This is a genomic window from Tropicimonas sp. (assembly GCF_047971885.1).
Lineage (GTDB): Bacteria > Pseudomonadota > Alphaproteobacteria > Rhodobacterales > Rhodobacteraceae > Tropicimonas.
In genome coordinates this window covers 1-21356 of the sequence record NZ_JBKEAE010000017.1, presented here as the reverse complement: position 1 = coordinate 21356, position 21356 = coordinate 1, and the positions used below count along the sequence as shown (strand labels likewise).

22 protein-coding genes, 1 tRNA gene and 1 pseudogene are annotated in these 21356 nt (G+C 65.5%); 17 read left to right on the top strand and 7 right to left on the bottom strand.

Features of this window, described 5'->3' with window-relative positions; translation table 11 throughout:
• The 8 genes from ACK5IR_RS01890 to ccoS all read left to right on the top strand — a co-directional run.
• Positions 1-451 (top strand): cbb3-type cytochrome c oxidase subunit I (locus ACK5IR_RS01890; RefSeq protein ID WP_416925340.1); only part of this gene is annotated, 451 nt, incomplete at its 5' end.
• 13 nt (positions 452-464) lie between these two features.
• The gene (gene ccoO / locus ACK5IR_RS01885; protein ID WP_416925338.1) at positions 465-1190 is read left to right on the top strand and encodes a cytochrome-c oxidase, cbb3-type subunit II; all 726 of its coding nucleotides are present in this window, start codon (positions 465-467) and stop codon (positions 1188-1190) included.
• Between the two features lie 12 nt (positions 1191-1202).
• A complete protein-coding gene (locus tag ACK5IR_RS01880) occupies positions 1203-1412 on the top strand; it encodes a cbb3-type cytochrome c oxidase subunit 3 (RefSeq protein ID WP_416925336.1) in 210 nt (69 codons plus the stop codon).
• On the top strand, positions 1409-2299 hold the full coding sequence (gene ccoP, locus ACK5IR_RS01875; RefSeq protein ID WP_416925334.1) for a cytochrome-c oxidase, cbb3-type subunit III: 891 nt from the start codon (positions 1409-1411) through the stop codon (positions 2297-2299). The genes ACK5IR_RS01880 and ccoP overlap by 4 nt, the downstream gene beginning before the upstream one ends.
• A gap of 503 nt (positions 2300-2802) precedes the next feature.
• Positions 2803-4242 carry a cytochrome c oxidase accessory protein CcoG gene (gene ccoG / locus ACK5IR_RS01870; protein ID WP_416925332.1) on the top strand — a complete coding sequence of 480 codons (1440 nt, stop codon included), beginning with the start codon at positions 2803-2805 and terminating at the stop codon, positions 4240-4242.
• Position 4243: 1 nt separating this feature from the next.
• Entirely contained in the window at positions 4244-4690 is a 447-nt protein-coding gene (locus tag ACK5IR_RS01865) for a FixH family protein (protein ID WP_416925330.1), read from the top strand.
• Positions 4691-4694: 4 nt separating this feature from the next.
• Positions 4695-6902: a heavy metal translocating P-type ATPase gene (locus tag ACK5IR_RS01860; RefSeq protein ID WP_416925328.1), complete on the top strand. Its 2208-nt coding sequence runs from the start codon at positions 4695-4697 to the stop codon at positions 6900-6902.
• A 3-nt stretch (positions 6903-6905) separates the two neighbouring features.
• Complete coding sequence (gene ccoS / locus ACK5IR_RS01855) at positions 6906-7064, top strand: cbb3-type cytochrome oxidase assembly protein CcoS (protein WP_416925326.1); 159 nt, start codon at positions 6906-6908, stop codon at positions 7062-7064.
• Positions 7065-7148: 84 nt separating this feature from the next.
• Here the strand turns inward: ccoS and ACK5IR_RS01850 are convergent, their stop codons facing one another.
• Positions 7149-8594: a serine hydrolase gene (locus tag ACK5IR_RS01850; RefSeq protein WP_416925344.1), complete on the bottom strand. Its 1446-nt coding sequence runs from the start codon at positions 8592-8594 to the stop codon at positions 7149-7151.
• 230 nt (positions 8595-8824) lie between these two features.
• Positions 8825-9523 carry an HAD family hydrolase gene (locus ACK5IR_RS01845; protein WP_416925324.1) on the bottom strand — a complete coding sequence of 233 codons (699 nt, stop codon included), beginning with the start codon at positions 9521-9523 and terminating at the stop codon, positions 8825-8827.
• A 132-nt stretch (positions 9524-9655) separates the two neighbouring features.
• On the opposite strand from ACK5IR_RS01845, the gene clpS reads away from it, so the two are divergent.
• The 3 genes from clpS to ACK5IR_RS01830 are packed head-to-tail and all read left to right on the top strand — an operon-like array spanning position 9656 to position 11906.
• Entirely contained in the window at positions 9656-9979 is a 324-nt protein-coding gene (gene clpS / locus ACK5IR_RS01840) for an ATP-dependent Clp protease adapter ClpS (RefSeq protein ID WP_416925342.1), read from the top strand.
• Between the two features lie 48 nt (positions 9980-10027).
• Positions 10028-11032 carry a class I SAM-dependent methyltransferase gene (locus ACK5IR_RS01835; RefSeq protein WP_416925322.1) on the top strand — a complete coding sequence of 335 codons (1005 nt, stop codon included), beginning with the start codon at positions 10028-10030 and terminating at the stop codon, positions 11030-11032.
• A 55-nt stretch (positions 11033-11087) separates the two neighbouring features.
• Positions 11088-11906, top strand: coding sequence for an SDR family NAD(P)-dependent oxidoreductase (locus ACK5IR_RS01830; protein ID WP_416925320.1), 819 nt, complete (start codon positions 11088-11090; stop codon positions 11904-11906).
• Here the strand turns inward: ACK5IR_RS01830 and ACK5IR_RS01825 are convergent, their stop codons facing one another.
• Complete coding sequence (locus tag ACK5IR_RS01825; RefSeq protein WP_416925318.1) at positions 11907-12263, bottom strand: hypothetical protein; 357 nt, start codon at positions 12261-12263, stop codon at positions 11907-11909. It abuts the gene before it with no gap.
• Between the two features lie 182 nt (positions 12264-12445).
• On the opposite strand from ACK5IR_RS01825, the gene hemF reads away from it, so the two are divergent.
• Together hemF and ACK5IR_RS01815 are read left to right on the top strand one after the other, a co-directional pair.
• Entirely contained in the window at positions 12446-13336 is an 891-nt protein-coding gene (gene hemF / locus ACK5IR_RS01820) for an oxygen-dependent coproporphyrinogen oxidase (protein WP_416925316.1), read from the top strand.
• The gene (locus ACK5IR_RS01815) at positions 13333-14055 is read left to right on the top strand and encodes a GNAT family N-acetyltransferase (RefSeq protein ID WP_416925314.1); all 723 of its coding nucleotides are present in this window, start codon (positions 13333-13335) and stop codon (positions 14053-14055) included. Before hemF ends, ACK5IR_RS01815 begins: the two co-directional genes overlap by 4 nt.
• A gap of 5 nt (positions 14056-14060) precedes the next feature.
• Here ACK5IR_RS01815 and hemE read toward each other — a convergent pair whose 3' ends face one another.
• The gene (gene hemE / locus ACK5IR_RS01810) at positions 14061-15101 is read right to left on the bottom strand and encodes a uroporphyrinogen decarboxylase (protein ID WP_416925312.1); all 1041 of its coding nucleotides are present in this window, start codon (positions 15099-15101) and stop codon (positions 14061-14063) included.
• A 107-nt stretch (positions 15102-15208) separates the two neighbouring features.
• Between hemE and hemC the strand changes: the two genes are divergently transcribed.
• The gene (gene hemC / locus ACK5IR_RS01805; RefSeq protein ID WP_416925310.1) at positions 15209-16168 is read left to right on the top strand and encodes a hydroxymethylbilane synthase; all 960 of its coding nucleotides are present in this window, start codon (positions 15209-15211) and stop codon (positions 16166-16168) included.
• Positions 16169-16475: 307 nt separating this feature from the next.
• Here the strand turns inward: hemC and ACK5IR_RS01800 are convergent, their stop codons facing one another.
• Positions 16476-16847, bottom strand: a complete 372-nt coding sequence (locus ACK5IR_RS01800) for a transposase (RefSeq protein WP_416925308.1) — start codon at positions 16845-16847, stop codon at positions 16476-16478.
• A gap of 186 nt (positions 16848-17033) precedes the next feature.
• Here ACK5IR_RS01800 and ACK5IR_RS01795 point away from each other — a divergent pair, with 186 nt between their 5' ends.
• Positions 17034-17192, top strand: coding sequence for a hypothetical protein (locus ACK5IR_RS01795; protein WP_416925306.1), 159 nt, complete (start codon positions 17034-17036; stop codon positions 17190-17192).
• Here ACK5IR_RS01795 and ACK5IR_RS01790 read toward each other — a convergent pair whose 3' ends face one another.
• Positions 17193-18116: an isopenicillin N synthase family dioxygenase gene (locus tag ACK5IR_RS01790; RefSeq protein WP_416925304.1), complete on the bottom strand. Its 924-nt coding sequence runs from the start codon at positions 18114-18116 to the stop codon at positions 17193-17195.
• Between the two features lie 458 nt (positions 18117-18574).
• Between ACK5IR_RS01790 and mnmH the strand changes: the two genes are divergently transcribed.
• Complete coding sequence (gene mnmH, locus ACK5IR_RS01785; RefSeq protein ID WP_416925302.1) at positions 18575-19732, top strand: tRNA 2-selenouridine(34) synthase MnmH; 1158 nt, start codon at positions 18575-18577, stop codon at positions 19730-19732.
• Between the two features lie 89 nt (positions 19733-19821).
• Here mnmH and ACK5IR_RS01780 read toward each other — a convergent pair.
• Positions 19822-20703, bottom strand: a pseudogene (locus ACK5IR_RS01780) (FAD-dependent oxidoreductase); the annotation flags it as partial.
• A 248-nt stretch (positions 20704-20951) separates the two neighbouring features.
• Between ACK5IR_RS01780 and ACK5IR_RS01775 the strand changes: the two are divergent.
• Positions 20952-21028: transfer RNA gene (locus tag ACK5IR_RS01775), tRNA-Met, on the top strand.
• Positions 21029-21356 lie beyond the last annotated feature (328 nt).

Sequence of the window (21356 nt, the reverse complement as noted above, 5' to 3'; positions counted from 1 at the left end):
GTCGATCCGGGCGGTGAACTCGCTCAGCCACTATACCGACTGGACCATCGGTCACGTCCATTCCGGCGCCTTGGGCTGGAACGGCATGATCACCTTCGGCGCGCTCTATTTCCTCGTGCCGACGCTGTGGAAACGCGAGCGGCTCTATTCGCTGACCGCGGTCAACTGGCACTTCTGGCTCGCCACGATCGGCATCGTCCTCTACGCCGCCTCGATGTGGGTGTCGGGGATCATGCAGGGGCTGATGTGGCGCGAGGTCGATGCGAACGGCTTCCTGGTGAACTCCTTCGCCGATTCGGTGGCCGCGATGCATCCGATGTTCATCGTGCGCGCAACCGGCGGGATCCTCTACCTGGCGGGCGCAATCATCATGGTCGTCAACCTCTGGCTTACAGTGACCCGCGGCGCGCCCAAGGCGGCGGCCGCTCCGGTCGCTGCGCCTGCCGAATAAGGAGGGACGGACAATGGCCCTTATCGACAAGCACAAGATCATCGAGACCAACGCGACGATCCTGTTCGCTCTCAGCTTCCTTGTCGTCACCATCGGCGGCATCGTGGAGATCGTGCCGCTGTTCTATCTCCAGAACACGATCGAGGATGTGGACGGAATGCGCCCCTATTCGCCGCTCGAACTGGAAGGCCGCAACATCTATGTCCGCGAAGGGTGTTATCTCTGCCACAGCCAGATGATCCGCCCGATGCGCGACGAGGTGGAGCGTTATGGCCACTATTCGCTGGCGGCCGAATCGCAATACGACCATCCGTTCCAGTGGGGATCGAAGCGGACCGGGCCCGATCTGGCCCGTCTTGGCGGGCGCTATTCGGATGCCTGGCATGTCGACCATCTGGTCGATCCGCAATCGGTGGTGCCCGAATCGGTGATGCCGAAATACGGCTTCCTGCTCGACCGTCCGGTGTCGGACAGGTACATCACCGACCTGTTGCGGACCAACCGCGCGGTCGGCGTGCCCTACTCCGATGAGATGCTGGAGAACGCGGCTGCCGATTTCCAGGCGCAGGCCGATGCCGACAGCGATTCGGACGGTCTTCTGGAGCGGTATCCGGGGGCGCAGGTACGCAACTTCGACGGCCAGCCCGGCATTTCGGAAATGGACGCGTTGCTTGCCTACCTTCAGATGCTGGGGACGCTGGTTGATTTCTCGACCTTCGAGCCCGTTGCCAGCCGATAGGGAGCAGAACGGATGGACGGAGACACATACTCCCTCCTGAGAGGATTTGCCGACAGCTGGATGCTGCTTTTCCTCTTCCTCTGCTTTCTTGGCGTGATCTTCTGGGTCTTTCGGCCCGGAAGTTCCAGAGAGCAACGTGACAGTGCAAATATCATCTTTCGCCACGAGGACGCCCCGGCGGCGGACCTGGCGGAGCCGAACCCCAAGGAGGCTCGGGAATGAGCAAGAAACCCGTTAGTAAGCCAAAGCAGGAGGTCGGAACGACCGGCCATCGCTGGGACGGGATCGAGGAACTGAACAACCCCCTGCCGCGCTGGTGGCTGTGGACGTTTTACGGCTGTGTGGTCTGGGCGCTGGTCTATTCGGTTCTCTACCCGGCCTGGCCGCTTGCCACCAGGGCGACGGCAGGTCTGCTCGGGTTTTCGACCCGCGCCGACGTGGCCGCCGAGATCGACCAGTTCGACGCGCAGAACGCCGCGATCAAGCAGCGGCTGGTCGATACCGAACTGACGGCCATAGCCGACGATCCCGAACTGGTCAGCTTCGCCAACAATGCCGGCGCGGCCGTGTTCCGCACCTGGTGCGCCCAGTGCCACGGATCGGGGGCGCAGGGGAACCAGACCGTCGGATATCCCAACCTGCTCGACAACAGCTGGCTCTGGGGCGGTACGATCGACCAGATCTATCTCTCGGTCAAACACGGTGTCCGGAACGAACAGGATTCCGATGCCCGCTGGTCCGAGATGTCGGCCTTCGGGCGCGACGAGATGCTCAGCGAGGAAGAGATCAACCAGGCGGTCAATTACGTGCTGAAGATCTCGGGTCAGGAAAACGAGCCGACGCTGGCCGAGGCGGGAGAGACAGTCTTTGCCGACAACTGTGCCGCCTGCCATGGCGAAACCGGCACCGGCGATCCGGAGCAGGGCGCGCCCAACCTGACCGATGCGATCTGGCTCTATGGCGGTGACGAGGCGACGATCCATGAAACGGTCTGGGGCGGCCGTTTCGGCATCATGCCGCCGCAGGGCGGGGCGACCACGGCCGCGGTGGGCGAGCCCGAGGTCCGCGCGGTCTCGTTCTATGTTCACGGGCTTGGCGGTGGCGAATAGCACCGGCGCCCGGTTCTGATCCGATTACCCGATCATCCCCGCCCCGGAATAGGGGCGGGGTTTCCTTTGCGGACGAGGTTTGCCGAATCCGCATGTCGGCTATGCGCGATCTGCGGCGAATTGCGCGGTTTCGTTTGATCCAGATCAAGGCTTCCTGGCGACCCCGGTCATAGAGATTGCGCATGGGCTGCGGAAGAATTGAGAAGAACGCCGCAGTTCGAACTTACATAGGGTTTCCAGTGGGTGTCCTCCCCTGGAAGATACGCCCCGGTCCTCCGTCCTGTTCGCGCGTTTCCTAGGAGGATCGGGGCGCCTTTGTTTTCGTTCCCCACACCGCTATCATGCCAGCGCGACATGCGGGCGCAGCGCTTCCGCAGGGTACGTCTGATAGAACCCGCCGACCCGAGGTCATTGCGGGAATTATTGATGTATATCAAAGTTGCTTTTTCGTAGTCGCCCATAGTATGGGCAAAATTTGACGCCGCAGCTACCGGAGAGCTTAAGTGAGCGATACAGGCAGCCATCCCGATCCGCTGTATATCCCGCGCGAGCCGGTCTTTCCGCGCCGGGTGCAGGGAGAGTTCCGCACCCTGAAATGGGTGATCATGATCGTCACCCTGGGCATCTACTACGTGACGCCGTGGATACGCTGGGATCGCGGCCCCGGCCTGCCGGATCAGGCTGTTCTGATCGACCTGGCGAACCGGCGCTTCTTCTTCTTCTGGATCGAGATCTGGCCGCACGAATTCTACTTCGTTGCCGGCCTGCTGATCATGGCCGGCCTCGGGCTGTTTCTGTTCACCTCGGCTCTCGGGCGGGTCTGGTGCGGCTACGCCTGTCCGCAAACCGTCTGGACCGACCTATTCATTCTTGTCGAGCGCTGGATCGAGGGCGATCGCAACGCGCGCCTGCGTCTTCACCGGCAAAAGAAGATGGACCTGCACAAGTTCCGCCTCAGGCTGACGAAATATATCGTCTGGCTGCTGATCGCGCTGGCGACCGGCGGGGCGTGGGTGTTCTATTTCACCGATGCGCCGACGTTGCTGCGCGATCTTCTGACCTTCGATGCCAGCCCGGTCGCCTATACGACCATCGGTGTTCTGACGGCGACGACGCTGGTTTTCGGCGGCTTCTTCCGCGAGCAGATGTGCATCTACATGTGCCCGTGGCCGCGTATCCAGGGGGCGATGATGGACCCGGATACGCTGACCGTCGGGTATCGCGAATGGCGCGGCGAGCCGCGCGGCGCGCGGCGCAAGGGGGCCGATGCCGAGGGGCTGGGCGATTGCATCGATTGCATGGCCTGCGTGAATGTCTGCCCGATGGGAATCGATATCCGCGACGGTCAGCAGCTTGCCTGCATCACCTGCGCGCTCTGCATCGATGCCTGCAACGAGATCATGGACAAGACCGGCAAGCCGCGCGGCCTGATCGGCTACATGGCGCTCAGCGACGAGGAGCGCGAGCGCGCGGGCAAGCCGCCGCGCTCGGTCTGGAAGCATGTCTTCCGTCCGCGCACGCTGCTCTACACCTTCCTCTGGTCGGCGATCGGTATCGGGCTGGTGGTGATGCTGTTCATCCGACCGACGATCTCGGCCACCGTGCACCCGGTCCGGCAGCCGCTTTTCGTCACGATGTCGGACGGTTCGATCCGCAACAGCTACGATTTCGGCATTCGCAACAAGTATGGCGAGGAGCGCGGATTTGCCGCCCACCTCGGTTCCGACTATCCGGAGCTTGTGCTCGAGGTCGAGGGGGTGCCTGGCGACGAGTTCATCGTTCCCGGCAATGCGACCGGCAAGCAGCGCATCTACGTGACCGCGCCGAAGGGGAGCGCGCCGGCAAGCGCCGAGCGGACCGACATCGAATTCTGGATAGAGGATTTGTCGAGCGGCGAAAGAGTGTACAAGGAATCGTCGTTCGTGGGAACCGGAGGCAACTGAAATGGAACTGACCGGCCGCAAGGTTCTGTTTATCACCGTCGCCGCCTTTTCGGTGGTCATCGCGGTAAACGTCACTCTTGCGGTGCTGGCGGTGGGCACCTTTCCGGGGCTCGAGGTGCGGAACTCTTATGTCGCCAGCCAGACCTTCGACGCCGATCGCGCCGCGCAGGAGGCGCTCGGCTGGAAGGTCGACGCGGTGGTCGAGGATGGCGTGCTGACGATGACCTTCCTCGGCCGCAATGGCTATCCTGTCGAGGTACGGGAACTGGATGCCACCGTCGGCCGTCCGACACAGGTCAGGGACGACGTGAGGCCGGATTTCAGCTACCGCGACGGTGTATTCACTGCGCCGGTCGATCTTGCGCCCGGTTTCTGGGACATCCGGTTTGTCGCGCTGGCACCTGACGGGACGTCCTTCAGGCAGCGCATCGAACTTCGGATCGAGTAGTGCAATGGCCGATACCTCCTATCCCGAAGGCCCGACGATATCCGCCTGTCCGGCCTGCGAGGCGGCGCCGATGGCGCGGCGGATCGCCGCCGGCGGGGCCGCGGGCGATGCGATACACGACGCGGCGCTGCTGCTGTCGCTGCCCGGCATACATTGCGCGGCCTGCATCGTCACCGTCGAGCGCGCGCTTGAGGCGCATCCGGGGGTGCGCTCGGCGCGGGTGAACCTGACGCGCCGGCGTGCCTCGGTCGATGCGGCGCCGGAGGTGACGGCCGGGGCGCTGGTCACGGCGGTGAATGCCGTCGGGTACGAGGCACACGAGATGGACGCCGCCATGCTGTCGGTCACCGCGACCGACCGGCAGGGCCGCGAGTTGCTGATGCGGCTGGCGGTGGCCGGCTTCGCCGCGATGAACATCATGCTTCTGTCGGTGGCCGTGTGGTCCGGCGCGGCGGATGCGACACGCGACCTGTTTCACTGGATCTCGGGCGCGATTGCCGTTCCCGCGATCGCCTTTGCCGGCCAGCCGTTCTTTCGCAGCGCGTGGGCGGCGCTCCGGCATGGCCGGCTGAACATGGATGTCCCGATTTCGCTGGCGATCGTGCTTGCGCTCGGCACCTCGCTCTACGAAACGGCGCATTCGGGCGAGCATGCCTATTTCGATGCCGCCATGTCGCTGACCTTCTTTCTCCTGGCGGGCCGGTATCTGGATTTTCGCACGCGCGCCATCGCGCGCAGCGCCGCCGAGGAACTGGCCGCGCTGGAGGTTGTACGGGCCATTCGGCTCGACGACGGGGCCGAGGTGGCTGTCGACGTGGCCGATTTGCGCCCCGGTGACAGGGTGCTGGTGCGCCCCGGCGGGCGCATGCCGGTGGATGGCATCGTCGTGGCCGGGACGAGCGAACTCGACCGCTCGCTGCTGACCGGCGAGACCGTTCCGGTGCTGGCCGAGCCGGGCGGCGCGATCAGCGCCGGGGAGGTCAACCTGACCGGACCGCTGACGGTCGAGGTCACCTCGGCGGGGCGCGATTCCTCGCTGCATCGCATGGCCGATCTTGTCGCGATGGCCGAAAGCACGCGGAACCGCTACACATCGCTCGCCGACCGGGCGGCGGGCCTCTACGCACCGGGGGTGCATATCCTGTCGCTGATCGCCGGGGTGGGGTGGTATCTTTATACCGGCGATGCGCGCCTGGCGGTCAACATTGCGGCGGCGGTTCTGATCATCACCTGCCCGTGCGCACTAGGGCTGGCGGTGCCGGCGGTGACCACCGCCGCCTCGGGGCGGCTGTTCCGCAAGGGCATGCTGATCAAGGATGGCACCGCGCTCGAACGTCTGGCCGAGGTCGACACGGTGGTCTTCGACAAGACCGGGACGCTGACGCTGGGCACGCCGGAGTTGCAGGACGCGGCCGGGCACGATCCGCGCGATCTCGCTCTGGCGGCGGGGTTGGCGGCCGGCTCGTCGCATCCACTGTCGCGCGCCCTGGTCGAAGCGGCGGAGCGTGCCGGGATCGCGACCGAGCCCGTGAGCGATATCGTCGAAGTGCCGGGATACGGCACCGAAGGCTCATGGCAGGGTCGGCGGGCGCGGCTCGGCCGCGCGGCATGGATCGGCGCCTCTGCCCCGGCGCACACATCTTCGTGGCTGTCGGTCGAGGGGCGGGAGCCTGTCTGTTTCGCCTTTGCCGACCGGATGCGCCCCGGCGCCGAAGCCGCTGTCGGGGCGCTGAAATCGGCGGGTATGTCGGTGGCGCTGATCTCGGGCGACTCCGGGCCTGCCGTGCGCGCCTTTGCCGAACGGCTGGGGATTTCCGATATCATTGCCGAGGCACTGCCGGCGCAGAAGGCCGCCCGGATCGAGGCGCTGACCGGCCAGGGGCACCGGGTGCTGATGGTCGGCGACGGGCTGAACGATACGGCCGCGCTGGCTGCGGCTCATGTGTCGATTTCACCCGCCTCGGCGCTCGATGCGGCGCGGGTTGCCTCGGATATCGTGCTTCTGGGCGAGGATATCGGGCCGCTCGCGGCAGCGGTGACCACCGCACGGTCCGCCGTGACGCGGATCAGGCAGAATTTCACCATTGCGTCGGTCTATAACGTGATTGCGGTTCCGATCGCCATTGCCGGATTTGCGACGCCGCTTGCGGCGGCCCTTGCGATGTCGGCCTCGTCGATCACGGTGTCGCTCAACTCGCTGAGGCTGAAATAGGCGATGGATGTGCTGGTCTTCCTGATCCCGGTGTCGCTGTTTCTCGGCGGGCTGGGGCTTGCCGCTTTCTACTGGTCGGTCAAGACCGACCAGTACGACGATCCCGAAGGCGACAGCCGGCGCATATTGTCCTCGGACTACGACGATCACCCAAAGGAATGACCGGGCCGTATCGGCGGCGCAGGCGGCACAAAAAAACGCCCCCGGATGGGGGCGCAGGGCTGCACTGCCGAAGTAATCCACCAATCATCCGGGGCCGAAGGTCGAGCATTCCGCACCCTGGGCGGCAAGCCGCTTGCAGGCGAGATCGGCCTGGTCGGCGCTGAGCCCGACGAAGTTCGCGTCGAAGCCGGCATTGCCCTGCCGGACCTTGCGCAAGGCGCCGTCGAGCGTCGACATTTCCTGCAACGCGGTTTTCAGCAACACCTGCTCGGCCTTGAAGCGCGACGAATAGCGCCCGACATTGATGCCCCAGTTGTGCCCGCCCGAGGTGGAGGCCCGGCTGACCACCACCTGTTCTTCGGTCGCGACCTGTTCGGGTGCGGCGGCGGCAAAGTCGAGCTTGCGCGGGCGTGCCTTGGGCAGAAGACTGGACGCGGCGGCGCTTGCCGTTTCGATAGCGTCGCGCGCGGGCTCTGCCACTGCCGTCTCGATCGCGGCTTCCGGTTCGGCCGCCGGTGTGGGGGGGGCCTGCGTTTCGGTGGTTGCAACGGCGATGGCCGCCTCGATATCCGACTGTAACGCTGCAAGCTTGACCGCGCCGGCATTGGTGGCTGACGCGACTTCACTCGCCGGCCGTGCCACCGGGCGCAGCGAGGTATTGAGGACCCGCGCCACCTGAACCGTCTTGACCGCCGCCGGTTCGCTGCGGCCGGCATATTGCGGCGCGCCGGGCTGCTGCACGGCTGCGTGGCGCGGGGCGTTCTGAAAGCCGAAATCCATCAGTTCGGCGACGCGCTTGTTGCGCGCGGCCGCCGACGAGGCGCCGAAGACGGTGGTGATGATGCGCTTGTCGCCCCGGTGTGCCGAAGCAACCAGGTTGGAGCCGGCAGCGCTGGTGTATCCGGTCTTGATCCCGTCCGCGCCGGCATAGGATTTCAGGAACTTGCGGTTGGTGTTGTAGACGGTGCCGATCTTGGCATCGGCCTGGGTGCGTGAGAACAGGTTGTAATATTGCGGGTAATCGTAAAACAGATGCCGGCCGAGGATTGTCATGTCCCGCGCGGTCGACAGGTGCCCCGCTTCGGTCAGCCCGTTGGCGTTCTTGAAGGTGGTCCGGGTCATCCCCAGCGCCTTGGCGGTCCGGTTCATCCGCCGGGCGAAGGCAGCTTCGCTGCCCGAGATGGCTTCGCCGATGGCGGTTGCGGCATCGTTGGCGGATTTCACCGCCGCCGCCCGGATCAGATAGCGGAGTTCGATCTTCTGTCCGGCCCTGAGCCCCAGCTTCGAGGGCACCTCGTTCGCCGCCCTCTTCGAGATCGTCACCTTGCTGTCGAGGCCGATCTCGCCGTGTTCCACGGCTTCGAAGGCAATGTAGAGCGTCATCATCTTGGTCAGTGACGCCGGGTGCAGGCGGGTGTCGGCATTGCGGGAATGCAGCACCTTGCCGGTCCGGGCGTCCATGACCATGGCCGCATATTGCGCGGCACCAGCGCGCAGGCTGGTCCCCAGCAGTACCAGAAAGAACAGCATGAGAAATATCGTGGCGGCCAAGGGGCTTTTGCCCCGAATACCGGGTGTCATGATGAAACTGCCTCTGTCTGCCTCTGCCCGCCCTGTTTTCAGGGTCGGAATCTTGTTTGTTGTGTTCAGGATAACACGGCCCAAGCCGTATCAAAAGCGTGGAATCTCAAGCATTTTCAAGGTGACTCTAAAGCAACATCGCAAGATGTCGTGCCAAATTCGGCCTGGCCCCCAACATCTCAGCCGATCCAATCGACCAGTGCCTTCAATCCGCCGAGTCCATCAAGAACCCGGTAACGTTCGTGTCCGGTGGGCGCGGGGGCCGATTCCAGCGCCCAGACCAGTTCGAACGGAACGTGGACAGCCCAGGCACCTGCCTCGATCGCGGGCAGGACATCGGATTTCATCGAATTGCCGACCATCATCGCGCGCTCGGGCCCGTCGCCGTGACGGTTGAAGATGCGCCGGTAAACGGCCGCCGATTTCTCCGAAACGATCTCGACCGCGTCGAAATATTCCCACAATCCCGATTCGGCGAGCTTGCGCTCCTGATCCAGCAGGTCGCCCTTGGTGATCAGCACCAGCCGGTGGCGCGAGGCCGCCATCGCCGCGACCGTCTTGTGCGCGTCGGGCAGAAGTTCGATCGGATGGCGCAGCATTTCCTGCCCGATCTCCAGAATGCGGCGAATCACGGCGGCTGGAACGCGGGCGTCGGTCACATCGACCGCGGTCTCGATCATCGACAGGACGAATCCCTTGATACCATACCCGTAATGACCAATATTGCGCCTTTCCGCCGCCTGAAGACGCGCATCCAGCGAGGCCCGGTCGGTATAGTCGGCGAGCAGATCGGCGAATCGCTCCTGCGTAAGTACGTAGAACCGTTCGTTGTGCCAGAGCGTGTCGTCGGCATCGAAGCCGATTGTAGTGATGTTCATGGTCTTCCCCGGCGCAGGGCGCGCTCGCCTCTTTTCAGAGGGTGCCCTCGCCCTATATAAGCTGTCTTGGAGCCGACAATCCCCTTTTCCGATGGAGCGCCCCGCGCCGTGACACGCCCGAGCGATCATTTCATGTCTTCCGGCGGCGATGACCGGCCCGGTGACCAGACCGGCGTGGCAACCAGGACCCGGACGCGGACCCAGCGGCCGCCGCTCTACAAGGTGCTGCTGCTGAACGACGATTACACGCCGATGGAATTCGTGGTTCACATACTCGAACGGTTTTTCGGCATGACCCATGCGCAGGCATTCGAACTGATGCTGGTGGTGCACAAGAAGGGTGTCGCCGTCGTCGGGGTGTTCAGCCACGAGATTGCCGAGACCAAGGTGGCGCAGGTGATGGATTTCGCCCGTCGTCACCAGCACCCGCTGCAATGCACGATGGAGCGGGAATAACCGCGATTTGCCGTGACCTTCCGCGCCGCAGGGGGTAATCCGGGTTCCATGTCCGAGAGCCGCCTGACCTTTGCCCTGCGAACGGGCGCCATCCATCTGCCAGCCGCCGGCCGTATTGCGGTGTTTCGTCCGCGCGCCGGGCTGGATCTGTCCGCCATACCGCGCGACAGGATCGAGATCGTGCAGGGGAACCGGCCCGATCACGACGCCTGGGTGCGGCTGGGGTATCGTGTCGGGGTGAGCCCGTCGGGGGAGTTCTCGGGGGCCATTGTCGAGCTGCCGCGCTCCAGGGCCGAGGCGCGGGCGCTGATCGCGCAGGCCACCATTCATGGCGGGCAGGTCATCGTCGATGGCCAGAAGACCGACGGAATCGATTCGCTGCTGCGCGAGCTTCGGGCACGCGCGGACGTGTCGGAGCCCTGCGCAAAGGCCCATGGCAAGGCGTTCCAGTTCCAGGCCGCGCCAGAGACGTTTGCCGACTGGGCGCTGCCCGATACGCTCACCCTGGAAAGCGGCTGGACGACAGCGCCGGGCATGTTCTCGGCGGACGGGCCCGATCCGGCCTCGGTCGCGCTGGCGCGGACACTGCCGCCGAAGATGCCGGGCCGGGTGGCCGACCTGGGCGCCGGCTGGGGTTATCTGGCGTTTCACGTGCTCGAACGGCGCGGTGTCACCGAATGCGCGCTGGTCGAGGCCGAACATGCGGCGCTGGAAGCGGCGCGACAGAATATCCGGGACGATCGCGCCCGGTTCTACTGGGCCGATGCGATCGACTGGACGGATTCGGAGCCGTTTGACAATGTGGTGATGAACCCGCCCTTTCACAACGGCCGTGCGGCGGATCCGTCGCTCGGGGCGGCGTTCATCGCGCAGGCGGCGCGTATCCTCGGCCCGCATGGCACGCTGTGGATGGTCGCCAACCGCCACCTTCCCTACGAGGCGCCGCTCGGCCAGGCATTCGCCGAGGTGCACGAGCTTGCCGGCACCCCGGGTTTCAAGATATACACCGCCAACCGACCAAGGCGGCAACGCACCGTGACCCGGCGGCGCTGAGGCAGGGCCTCAGCCGCGCCGCTACCCATCAGCCAGGGACCGAACCGGTAATTCCATGTCATTTTCCATTGCAGGCAAGACAGCCATCGTGACCGGCGCCGCCAACGGCCTTGGTCTCGCCATCGCGCGCCACTTCGTCGACGAGGGGGCGAATGTCATGTTCGCCGATATCGACGAGAAACGACTCTGCAACGAGTTGGGCGAAACGAAGGGTGAGGGTACGAACGGTGCTGCCCGTGCCTTTGCCGGCGATCTGCGCGAGCGCCTGACCGTGGCCAACCTGCTTTCGGCCACGGTCGACGCCTTCGACCGGATCGACATTCTGGTCAACGCCTGCCGCCAGATGTTGCCGTCGGACCCGCTCGACCCCGAGGACGATGCGGTCGAAATCCTGCTCCAGCAGAACCTTCTGACATCGCTCAGGCTCAGCCAGGCGGTGGCGAAGCGGATGATAAAGCAGGCGGCGGACGACGAGGACGACGACCAGCAGATGATCGGCTCGATCATCAACCTGTCGTCGATCGCCGCGCGGCGCAGTCACCCCGAGTTGCTGGGCGAGTCGATATCCGCCGCCGCGGTGGACCAGATGACGCGGTCGCTGGCGGTGGGGCAGGCGCCGCACCGGATACGCGTCAACGCGGTCGCCTTCGGCTCGGTGCTATCGGCGAGCCTGACGGTGGCGCTGAAGGAAAACGCCCAGTTCCGTACCGATATCCGCCAGCACACGCCGATGAAACGCATCGCCCGGCCCGAGGAAGTGGCCGAGGCGGCGCAGTTCCTTGCCTCGGACGCGGCGACCTTCATGACCGGTCAGATCCTGACGGTCGACGGTGGGCGCACGCTGGTCGATCCGGTCACGGCGCCGGCGCATTGATTACCGGCCGGCGGGTTGCGTGGCCGCAGCCGGCACCGGCGGGAACTGTGCGTCGCATTGCGCCAGTTGCTGCTTGGCCTGCGGCAGCGCCTTGGTGCGGGCCTGCTGCAATTCGCGCAGCTTGCGCTGTTCGACAACCGGGTCGATCGCAACCGGCCTGGTGACATAACTGGTGCTCGGGGTGGGGCAGAAACGCCACCCGATGCCCGGCGAGCGGTAACCGTACCCGCCGAAACAGAAATCGAGATCCACATCGGCATAGGCCTCGCGGTCGATGGCATAACCGCGCGCAAGGTTGCCTTTGACCTCGGCGATCAGGTTGTCGATGATCGCGACATCCCGGACCGCGCGTTTCACGCAGGTCTCGCGCGGGGATGCGCAACCTGCCAGAACCGCCATGGAAAGAACTGCAAGAATCGCTTTTGTCATGCCTCAGCATACCCCTGCCCGCAGCCGGCGCAAAAGCCGATTGCGCGGATGGGCGGGGCTGGCCGGACCCCGGAAAAGCTGTTAGCGCAACTGTCCGGAAGGAGACCGCGATGACCGACGACATGGAAGAGCAAAAGGCCCGCACAGCCGCCTGGTTCGGCGAGTTGCGCGACCGGATCGTGGCCGCGTTCGAGGCGCTTGAGGACAGCCAGACCGGCGGCCCGCGTGCCGCCGCGCCCGCCGGCCGCTTCGAGGTGACAAAAACCCGGCGTGCCGCGCCCGAAGGCGCCGATGCCGGCGGCGGGCTGATGAGCGTGATGCGCGCCGGGCGCGTGTTCGAGAAGGTCGGAGTGAATATCTCGACCGTTCACGGCGAATTGGGCGAGACGGCGCAAAGGGCCATGGCGGCGCGCGGCGTCCCGGGCATGGAGCGCGATCCGACCTTCTGGGCCTCGGGCATCAGTCTGGTCGCGCATATGCAGAACCCGCACGCACCGGCGGTGCACATGAACACCCGGATGTTCTGGACGCCGCATGCGTGGTGGTTCGGCGGCGGCGCCGACCTGAACCCCTGCATCGAATATGGCGAGGATACGGCGGCGTTCCATACGCTGCTCCGGCGCGCCTGCGACGATCACGATCTCGACTACTACGACCGCTTCAAGGCCTGGGCGGACGAATATTTCTTCGTTCCGCACCGGGGCAGGGCGCGCGGGGTCGGCGGCATCTTCTACGACGACCTGAACACCGGCGACTGGGAGGCCGATTTCGATTTCACCCGCTCGGTGGGCGAGGCGTTCCTGCCCGCCTTCCTGCTGGTCACCAATCGCCGCCGCGATACCGCCTGGAGCCAAGCGGACAAGGAGACGCAGCTTGTCCATCGCGGGCTCTATGCCGAATACAACCTGATCTACGACCGGGGCACCAAATTCGGCCTCGCCACCGGGCATGACGCCGGCGCGGTGCTGATGTCGCTGCCGCCCGAGGCGAAATGGCCATGACGGAACGCGCGCCGCACATCAATGCGCTGGGCCAGCCCGTCGGCTGGCCCCTTGCGGTGGACCTGCCGCGCCCGCGCCCGGGGCGGCAGGAGATGCAGGGCAGGTTCTGCCGGCTCGAACCCGCCGATCCCGTCCGTCACGCGGCCGGGCTTCACGCCGCTTTTGCCGAAGACCGCGAGGGGCGCATCTGGACCTATCTGCCCTATGGTCCGTTCGCGACCGCCGGCGATCTTGCCGGCTGGATGCAGGCGACATGCCTCGGCGACGATCCGCTGTTTTTCGTGCTGCGCGACCTTGCCAGCGGGCGCTGCCAGGGTGTGGCGAGCTATCTCAGGATCGATCCGGGCAACGGCAGCGTCGAGGTGGGCCATATCAACCTTGCCCCGGCCATTCAGCGGACACCCGCGGCGACCGAGGCGATGTTCCTGATGATGCGGCATGCGATGGACCGGCTCGGCTACCGGCGCTACGAGTGGAAATGCGATGCGCTCAACGCGCCATCGCGGCGCGCGGCGGAACGGCTGGGATTCCGGTACGAAGGCACCTTTCGGCAGGCCACGCATTACCGGGGGCGCAACCGCGATACCGCGTGGTTCGCCCTGACCGACGAGGACTGGCCAGCGATACGGGCGGCGTTCGAGGCCTGGCTCTGCCCGGAGAATTTCGATTCCGCCGGGCGCCAGCGGCAAAGCCTGCGGTCCCTGCGGCAGGGGGCATAGCGCCTTCAGCCCGCCCCTTCGCGCACGGCTTCGATCATCAGGCCTACGTTGTCCGGGTTGGCATCGGGGGTGATGCCGTGACCGAGGTTGAAGATATGCGGCCCGTTCGAAAACGCGCGCACGATGGCGCGGGTCTGCTCGATCAGCGCGCTGCCGCCCGTTACCAGATAGCTTGGTGCCAGGTTTCCCTGCACACATCCGTCGGTCTGAATATTGGCCGCCGCCCAGTCCGGGCTGACGGAATTGTCCAGCGCGACGCAATCGGCACCCGTGGCCCGCGCAAAGCCGATATACCGCTCGCCCGCCTCGCGCGGGAAGGCGATGATCGGCAGTCCGGGGTGACGGCGCTTGAGTTCGGCAACGATCCGTGTGGCGGGGGCAAGTGCGTAGCGGTCGAAATCCTCGCCCGTCAGCGAGCCGGCCCAACTATCGAAAATCTTGATTACCTCGGCCCCGGCCCCGGCCTGTTTCGAAAGATATTCGATGGTCGCGGCGGTGATGCGGTCGATCAGTGCGTCGAAGAGCGGCCGGTTTTCGGCCTTCAGCGCATGGGCAGGCCCCTGATCGGGCGTGCCGCGCCCGGCGATCATGTAGGTCGCCACCGTCCACGGCGCACCGGCAAAGCCGATCAGGGCGGTTTCGGGCGGCAGTTCGCGGCTCAGGATGCGCACCGTCTCGTAGACCGGGGCGAGGTGATCGTGAATGTCGTCCGGCCCCGAAAGCCTGTCGAAATCCGCCGGGGTCGTGACGGTCGAAAGCCGCGGCCCCTCGCCGGCGGCGAACCACAGGTCGGCGCCGAGCGCCTGCGGCACCAGCAGGATGTCGGCAAAGAGAATCGCCGCGTCGAAGCCATAGCGGCGAATGGGTTGCAGCGTGACCTCGGTGGCCAGGTCCGGCGTGTAGCAGAGCGACAGGAAATCGCCCGCCTGCGCCCGCGTGGCGCGGTATTCGGGCAGATAGCGCCCGGCCTGCCGCATCATCCAGATCGGCGGTACCGCCTGGGTTTCGCCCGCCAGCGCCGCGAGCAGCTTCTTTTTCCTGACCATCCGTCGCGCTCCCTCTGCCGCACACCGCTGGGTGCGTAGTCTGCGACCGGAAGTCAACCCGCTGGGGAGTTGTCAGCGGGCCGGGCGGCAATTAAGCACGGGGAATCATGATCCAGAACCTTCCCTCATCCGATGCGCCGCTGAAGATCGGCACCCGCGGCTCGCCGCTGGCGCTGGCGCAGGCCCACGAAACGCGCGACCGGCTGGCCCGGGCCTTCGACCTGCCGCCCGAGGCGTTCGGGATCGTCGTCATCAGGACCACCGGCGACGACCGCGCGCTGATCGCCGCCGACCGCCCGCTCAAGGAGATTGGCGGCAAGGGACTTTTCACCAAAGAGATCGAAGAGGCGCTGCTGTCGGGCGCCATCGACATCGCCGTGCATTCGATGAAGGACATGCCGGTCGAACAGCCCGCCGGGCTGGTGCTGGATTGCCATCTGCCGCGCGAGGATGTGCGCGACGCCTTCGTCACGCTGGACGGGCGCGCCTTCGGCGATCTTCCGCCCGGCGCCGTGATCGGGAGTTCCTCCTTGCGGCGGCGGGCGCAGGTGCTGTTCCGGCGTCCCGACCTGAAGGTGGTGGAATTTCGCGGCAACGTTCAGACCCGGATGCGCAAGCTGGCCGATGGTGTGGCCGATGCGACCTTCCTTGCCTGTGCCGGCCTCAATCGTCTTGGGATGGACGACGTGATCCGCACGCCCGTCGACCCGTCCGACATGCTGCCCGCCATCGCGCAGGGGGCCATCGGGATCGAGCGGCGAAGCGCCGACAACCGGGCCGCAGCGCTGCTCGAGGCGATCCACCACACCCCGACCGGGCTGCGGCTTGCGGCGGAACGCGCCTTTCTCGCCGCGCTCGACGGGTCCTGCGAGACACCGATCGCCGGGCTGGCGAGCCTCGAGCGGGGGACGGTCTGGCTGGCGGGCGAGATCCTGCGCCCCGACGGCAGCGAAAGCCTGAGCGACGGCGGAAGTGCCCCGGTCGAGGACGCGGCGGAGCTTGGCCACAGCCTCGCCGCCGCCCTGCTGGAGCGCGCGGGACCGGGCTTTTTCGACTGGCGGGGCTGAGCGCGGCGCGCCGTTGCGCCATGGGTACATCCGCAAGCCGGTGGCCTCAGCGTGGCGAGTCATTGCCATCATCCACCATTCCACTCTGACCCATCGAGATATATAGACCAGAATCTGGCGGGAATCAGGGCCGAAGTCATTCGACGGGCTTTGTTTCGGCAATTTTATATTTAACAAACCCATACTTTGCAGTCCGCCATCAACCTGCGTGACAGGCCGGATCAGTCGGACGATTTCTTGTCGTCCGGCTTCTGCTTCACGATCTGCTTAAGCCGTTCCTCAAACCATTCTTCTTCGTCGTCTGTCTCTAGCTGGCGGGCGGCTTCTTTGAACTTGCCGAGTTGACTCTGTTTGGTGGCGGGGCGATCCTTCGGAAGTGTTTGATCTTGTTGAAGAAGCATTCGACGAGATGGCGCTCCGTGTAGAGCGCCCAATCGATGTCCGTGCGTCCGCCTCGGGAGGGGTTCTGCCTGCTCTGTGCCGTCGCGCCCGGATCTTGTGCGATGAACAGACGCAGGTGGTCGGCGTCATGGCCCGCATCCATGATGAGGTGCCCGATGCCTTCGAGCCCTTCGATCAGCCCGCGTGCCTGCGGATAGTCGCCCCATTGTCCGGGTGTGATCGTGAACCGGACCGGCAGCCCGAGCGCATCCACTGCGGCATGGAACGTGGTGGTCAAACCGCCTTTGGAACGATCAATACCGGCAGCCGATTTGTGCAACAGAGCTGTGCTGGGCCCACAACCGCATCCTGCCCGCCATCGCCGCTGTCTGCCCGCGCGTCTGGCTGCGCTGTGCGGCGCTTGCCAGGCAGGTGCGGGAAGCGCCAACGCCGAAACACTTGCGGCGGGCCCGTCGGCTGGGCGGTGACGACCTTCGTCATGGAAACCGATTACGCCTTCGAGCCGGTCCCCGCCCTGCTGATCGTCTCGGGCGGGGTTGCGGCGACGATACCTGCCGGGCTGGCCTTTGCCTGGCGGTCACTGTCGGCGCGGCCGGCGCAGGTGCTCAGGGCGCGCGAATGATCAGCCGTGCGTCGGCATATAGGTCGCCGAAAGCCGCGAGCGCAGATATTCGGCACCGGTAACGCTGGGATATCTGGCGGCGCCCGTTCCGGGCAGCGCCTCGATCAGCGCATCCGGGTTCGGGTCGAGAAAGAAGGCGATCGAGCGGCGGCGGCGTTTGGGCGGCAGCACGCGGTGCGGTGTCGAGACATAGATGTCGTTGGACCACCGCATCAGGCAGTCGCCGATATTGATCACCAGCGCGTCGGGATCGTTGGGAACGTCGAGCCAGGCGCCATCGCGCGTTTTCACTTGCAATCCCGGTTCGTCATCGGTCTTCAGGATGGTGATCGACCCGTAATCTGTGTGGTTGCCGGCACCGATCTCGTCGCGCGTACCGGTACCGGGCGGGTAGTGCAGCAGCCTGAGGGTTGCCATCGGCGCATCGAACTTGTCGCGGAAGAAATCCTCGGGCAGGCCGAGATCGGCCGCTATCGCGCGGTGCAGGGTGACGCCGAGGGTCATTGCCGAGTCGAAGTAGCGCAGCATCACGTCGCGGAATCCCGGAATCTCGGGCCAGAGATTCACCCCGCGAAACGGCTCGCGCGCCCTGACGCGCGGGTCGTGCGCCGGCAGGTCGAGCCCGATGTTGAAGGCTTCCTTGCGGTCGAGCAGGGTGCCCGTTTCATCCAGCTTCTCGCTCCCGAGCTTTGCCCAGCCCCGATTGTGAGGGTTGGAATAGATCGAGAGCGTCCGCTTCTCGGCCTCGGTCAGTTCGAAGAAGCTGTCGGCAGAGGCGAATACCTGATCAACCAGGTCGCGGTCGATCCCGTGGTTTCGAAGCAGGAAGAATCCGCTGTCGCGACAGGCCAGCCCGAGATCATTGACAAACCTCTGCGGATCGCTGTCGCCGGCGAAAAGCCGCCAGTCGAGTATCGGGATCATGCCGTGCCCTCCTCCTCGTCCTTACCGGATCACCTGAGAAGACGGTCCAACTTTATTGCCACATTTTCAAGGTGCTTTTGTCGGCTTCCAGGGGTCGAACCGTCCATCAGGCAACGCGCCGCGAAGACCGCCGATGCGGCCGCGCGCAGAGCGCCCCGACCCCGCGCAGCAGGGTGCGGCGCCCGGGGCACCAGCCAGGCAAGTCACCACCTCGCGCATGGCGGCGGTGAAACAGCCGGGATCGGGGGGGCAGCAGACAACCGGTGCGCGAAAGCGGTTTTCCCGTTCCCGGCCGGCTCCATTGATACCAGGGTTGCGCATGTGTCGGGTGGGCACACCGGCCGCTGCGCCGGCTTTCGCCCGGTTCGGATCGGCGGTAAGTCGTCTCGACCTTGCGTCCGGACATCGCGCAGTGGAACCCGAATTCAACGAAAAGCCGAAATGCTGTAGGAAGCGCCATGGCCTATGACCTGCCCGATCTTTCCAGACCGCTGGATCTGCCCTTCGATACGGTGATCGATACCCGCTCGCCTGACGAATTCGCCGAAGACCGCCTGCCCGGGGCGATCAATCTGCCGGTGCTCGACAACGACGAGCGGGCAAGGGTCGGCACGATCTACAAACAGGAAAGCCCCTTCAGGGCGCGCAAGGTCGGCGCCGCGCTGGTGGCGATGAATGCGGCGCGCCATATCCAGGGTCCGCTGGCCGACAAGGACGGCGGCTGGCGGCCGCTTGTCTACTGCTGGCGTGGCGGGCAACGGTCGAATTCCTTCGCCTCGATCCTGAGCCAGATCGGCTGGCGGGCCGAGGTTCTGGCCGGCGGCTACCGCGAATACCGCCGGGCCGTGGTCGCGCAACTCTACGATGCCGTGTTGCCCCACAGGTTCGTGCTGATCGACGGCGATACGGGAACCGCCAAGACCGAACTGCTGCATCTGGTGGCGGCGCGCGGCGGACAGGTGCTGGATCTGGAGGGGCTGGCGAACCATCGCGGGTCGGTCCTCGGGCAGCGCCCCGGTGGGCAACCGTCGCAGAAGATGCTCGAAAGCCGGCTGGTGGCGGCGCTGGCGCGGCTCGACCCCGCCCGCCCGGTGCTGGTCGAGGCCGAAAGCAGCAAGGTGGGCGACCTGTTGCTGCCGCCCGCCGTCTGGAACGCCATGCGCGCCGCGCCCCGGCTTCGCATGTCGGCCCCGGTGGACGAACGGGCGCGCTATCTTGCCCGGACATATGCCGATATCTCGCAGGATGGGGCGGTGCTGAAAGACATCCTGTCGAAGCTCGTTCGTCTGCAGGGGCGTGAACGGGTGGCACGCTGGCAGGGCATGGTCGATGAGCGGCAGTTCGAAGACCTCGCCCGCGACCTGATAACGCAGCATTACGACAGCCGCTATGCCAGGGCGCGCGGCACCTCCGGCGATCCGGCCGGGGAATACCGGATCGCTCTCGATGCCGACAGCCTGAACCGCACCGCCGACCGGCTGGTCGTGCATATGGACGCGGTATTGCCGCCTGTCGGTCCGCTGGCAGCATCAGCCGTGCCGGTCGGGCAGGTTGCGGAACTGGGCGATGAAATTCCGGTCGATAGTGTCCTTCCACTTCCAGACCCATCCGCCTGAAACCGCCAGCCCGGCCTTTTCGGCCAGCGCCTCCCTGCCGCCAGCGCAACCAGCTTCAGGTAATCCGCCTGCGGGTGGAATGCGCGTGATGGCGTGCCCGCCAGATCCGCGCGCAGGTTGGCGAACAGGATCGGCGCGGCCCGCACGGCAAAGACCCCCGCCTTGGGACGGGGTGCGAAATCCAGATGCGCGCAATCCCCGGCGGCGAGGATCGAGCGATCCGCCGGGCTGCGCAGTTCGGAATCGACGCGCAGGAAACCGTTATGCGTCGGCAGGCCGGTGGCCGCGATCCAGCCCCAGGGGCGTGCCCCGGCAACGGTGGGGGTGAACCCCGACGGCAACCTGCGGCCGGAGTCAAGCAGAACGCCGCCGGCGTCCAGCCGGCACGGCGGATCGCCCTCGACAAGCGTGATACCCGCCCGGCGCAACCGTTCGAGCACAATCCGCCGCGCGCGACCGGGCAGTGCGCGCATCGCGATATCGGACTCGACGATGGAAATCTGCGGCCGACATCCCATTCTCCGCAGGCGGTAGTCCATTGCCAGCGACAGTTCGACCCCGGCAAGCCCCGCACCGACGACGCAGGCCCGTGCCGGCATATCGCCGCGCGCCACACGCATGCGCCAGCCGTGCCAGGCACTGACGAAGGCATCAAGCGGTTTGACCGGGGTCGCATATTCGCCGAAACCGGGGATTTCCGTCATCGAGGTGTGAATTCCGATGTCGACAGACAGGCAGTCGAAGGGGATATCGCCCTGCCCGTCGATCTGCACGGTTCGCGCAATGCGGTCGATCGCCGTGGCGCGGCCGTGAACGAACCCGGCCCCCGCGTACCGGGCAAGCCCGACAAGATCGATTTCGAGCGCGTCGCGGGCATAATGCCCCGCGACATGACCCGGGAGCATGCCCGAATAGGCGGCGCTTCCGGCCGGATCGACCAGCGTCAGCCCAACGCCCGGGAGCGGCGCCATACCCCACATCCTCAGCACCAGTGCATGGGCATGGCCGCCACCGATCAGAACGACATCGCGGCGTGGGGTTGGCCGGGGTTTCATGAAACGCTCCGTTTTCGGCAGGAAACCAAACCACGGCGGCAGGGTAAAGCCGGTGCGTGATCGTGCTCCTGGCAGCCGCGCCGAGCCGCCAGACGGCGGGTGAGTGCGGCGCTTTCCCCCTTGACGCCTACCTTCGCGTCCAGTACGCCGCCCGCACGCCTTGGGGCGGAGTAGCTCAGTTGGTTAGAGCAGCGGAATCATAATCCGCGTGTCGGGGGTTCAAGTCCCTCCTCCGCTACCATTTATCTTATAACATATTGAAATTACTATAAGAATTTCGTGACAAGATTGCTTGCCTAAGAATTGCCTAGGTCTGAACAGCCCTTAAATCGGCCCTGAAATCCCCGCTGAACGATCACGGAAACGTGACCTCGTGTCGCAGCCCATCCAACGCTGCGTGGGCTTTGACTAGCGCGTTCACCTTTCGTTCTCTGTCGTCGTCGCGACAGGGCGTTGTTGCAGAACTCGGCGCCGTGGGGGATTCACTGTGCGAATCCGTATGGTTAATAGGCTTACATGAACAAGCCAGCCCCCTCCCGCTACCGCACAACGAACTGGAAGTCCTATAA

Bases quoted from the DNA above. Each gene is read 5' to 3' on its own strand.
- ccoO (WP_416925338.1), top strand. From the start codon at position 465: ATGGCCCTTATCGACAAGCACAAGATCATCGAGACCAACGCGACGATC.
- ACK5IR_RS01880 (WP_416925336.1), top strand. From the start codon at position 1,203: ATGGACGGAGACACATACTCCCTCCTGAGAGGATTTGCCGACAGCTGG.
- ccoP (WP_416925334.1), top strand. From the start codon at position 1,409: ATGAGCAAGAAACCCGTTAGTAAGCCAAAGCAGGAGGTCGGAACGACC.
- ACK5IR_RS01865 (WP_416925330.1), top strand. From the start codon at position 4,244: ATGGAACTGACCGGCCGCAAGGTTCTGTTTATCACCGTCGCCGCCTTT.
- ACK5IR_RS01860 (WP_416925328.1), top strand. From the start codon at position 4,695: ATGGCCGATACCTCCTATCCCGAAGGCCCGACGATATCCGCCTGTCCG.
- ccoS (WP_416925326.1), top strand. From the start codon at position 6,906: ATGGATGTGCTGGTCTTCCTGATCCCGGTGTCGCTGTTTCTCGGCGGG.
- ACK5IR_RS01850 (WP_416925344.1), bottom strand. From the start codon at position 8,594: ATGCTGTTCTTTCTGGTACTGCTGGGGACCAGCCTGCGCGCTGGTGCC.
- ACK5IR_RS01845 (WP_416925324.1), bottom strand. From the start codon at position 9,523: ATGAACATCACTACAATCGGCTTCGATGCCGACGACACGCTCTGGCAC.
- clpS (WP_416925342.1), top strand. From the start codon at position 9,656: ATGTCTTCCGGCGGCGATGACCGGCCCGGTGACCAGACCGGCGTGGCA.
- ACK5IR_RS01835 (WP_416925322.1), top strand. From the start codon at position 10,028: ATGTCCGAGAGCCGCCTGACCTTTGCCCTGCGAACGGGCGCCATCCAT.
- ACK5IR_RS01830 (WP_416925320.1), top strand. From the start codon at position 11,088: ATGTCATTTTCCATTGCAGGCAAGACAGCCATCGTGACCGGCGCCGCC.
- hemF (WP_416925316.1), top strand. From the start codon at position 12,446: ATGACCGACGACATGGAAGAGCAAAAGGCCCGCACAGCCGCCTGGTTC.
- ACK5IR_RS01815 (WP_416925314.1), top strand. From the start codon at position 13,333: ATGACGGAACGCGCGCCGCACATCAATGCGCTGGGCCAGCCCGTCGGC.
- hemE (WP_416925312.1), bottom strand. From the start codon at position 15,101: ATGGTCAGGAAAAAGAAGCTGCTCGCGGCGCTGGCGGGCGAAACCCAG.
- hemC (WP_416925310.1), top strand. From the start codon at position 15,209: ATGATCCAGAACCTTCCCTCATCCGATGCGCCGCTGAAGATCGGCACC.
- ACK5IR_RS01790 (WP_416925304.1), bottom strand. From the start codon at position 18,116: ATGATCCCGATACTCGACTGGCGGCTTTTCGCCGGCGACAGCGATCCG.
- mnmH (WP_416925302.1), top strand. From the start codon at position 18,575: ATGGCCTATGACCTGCCCGATCTTTCCAGACCGCTGGATCTGCCCTTC.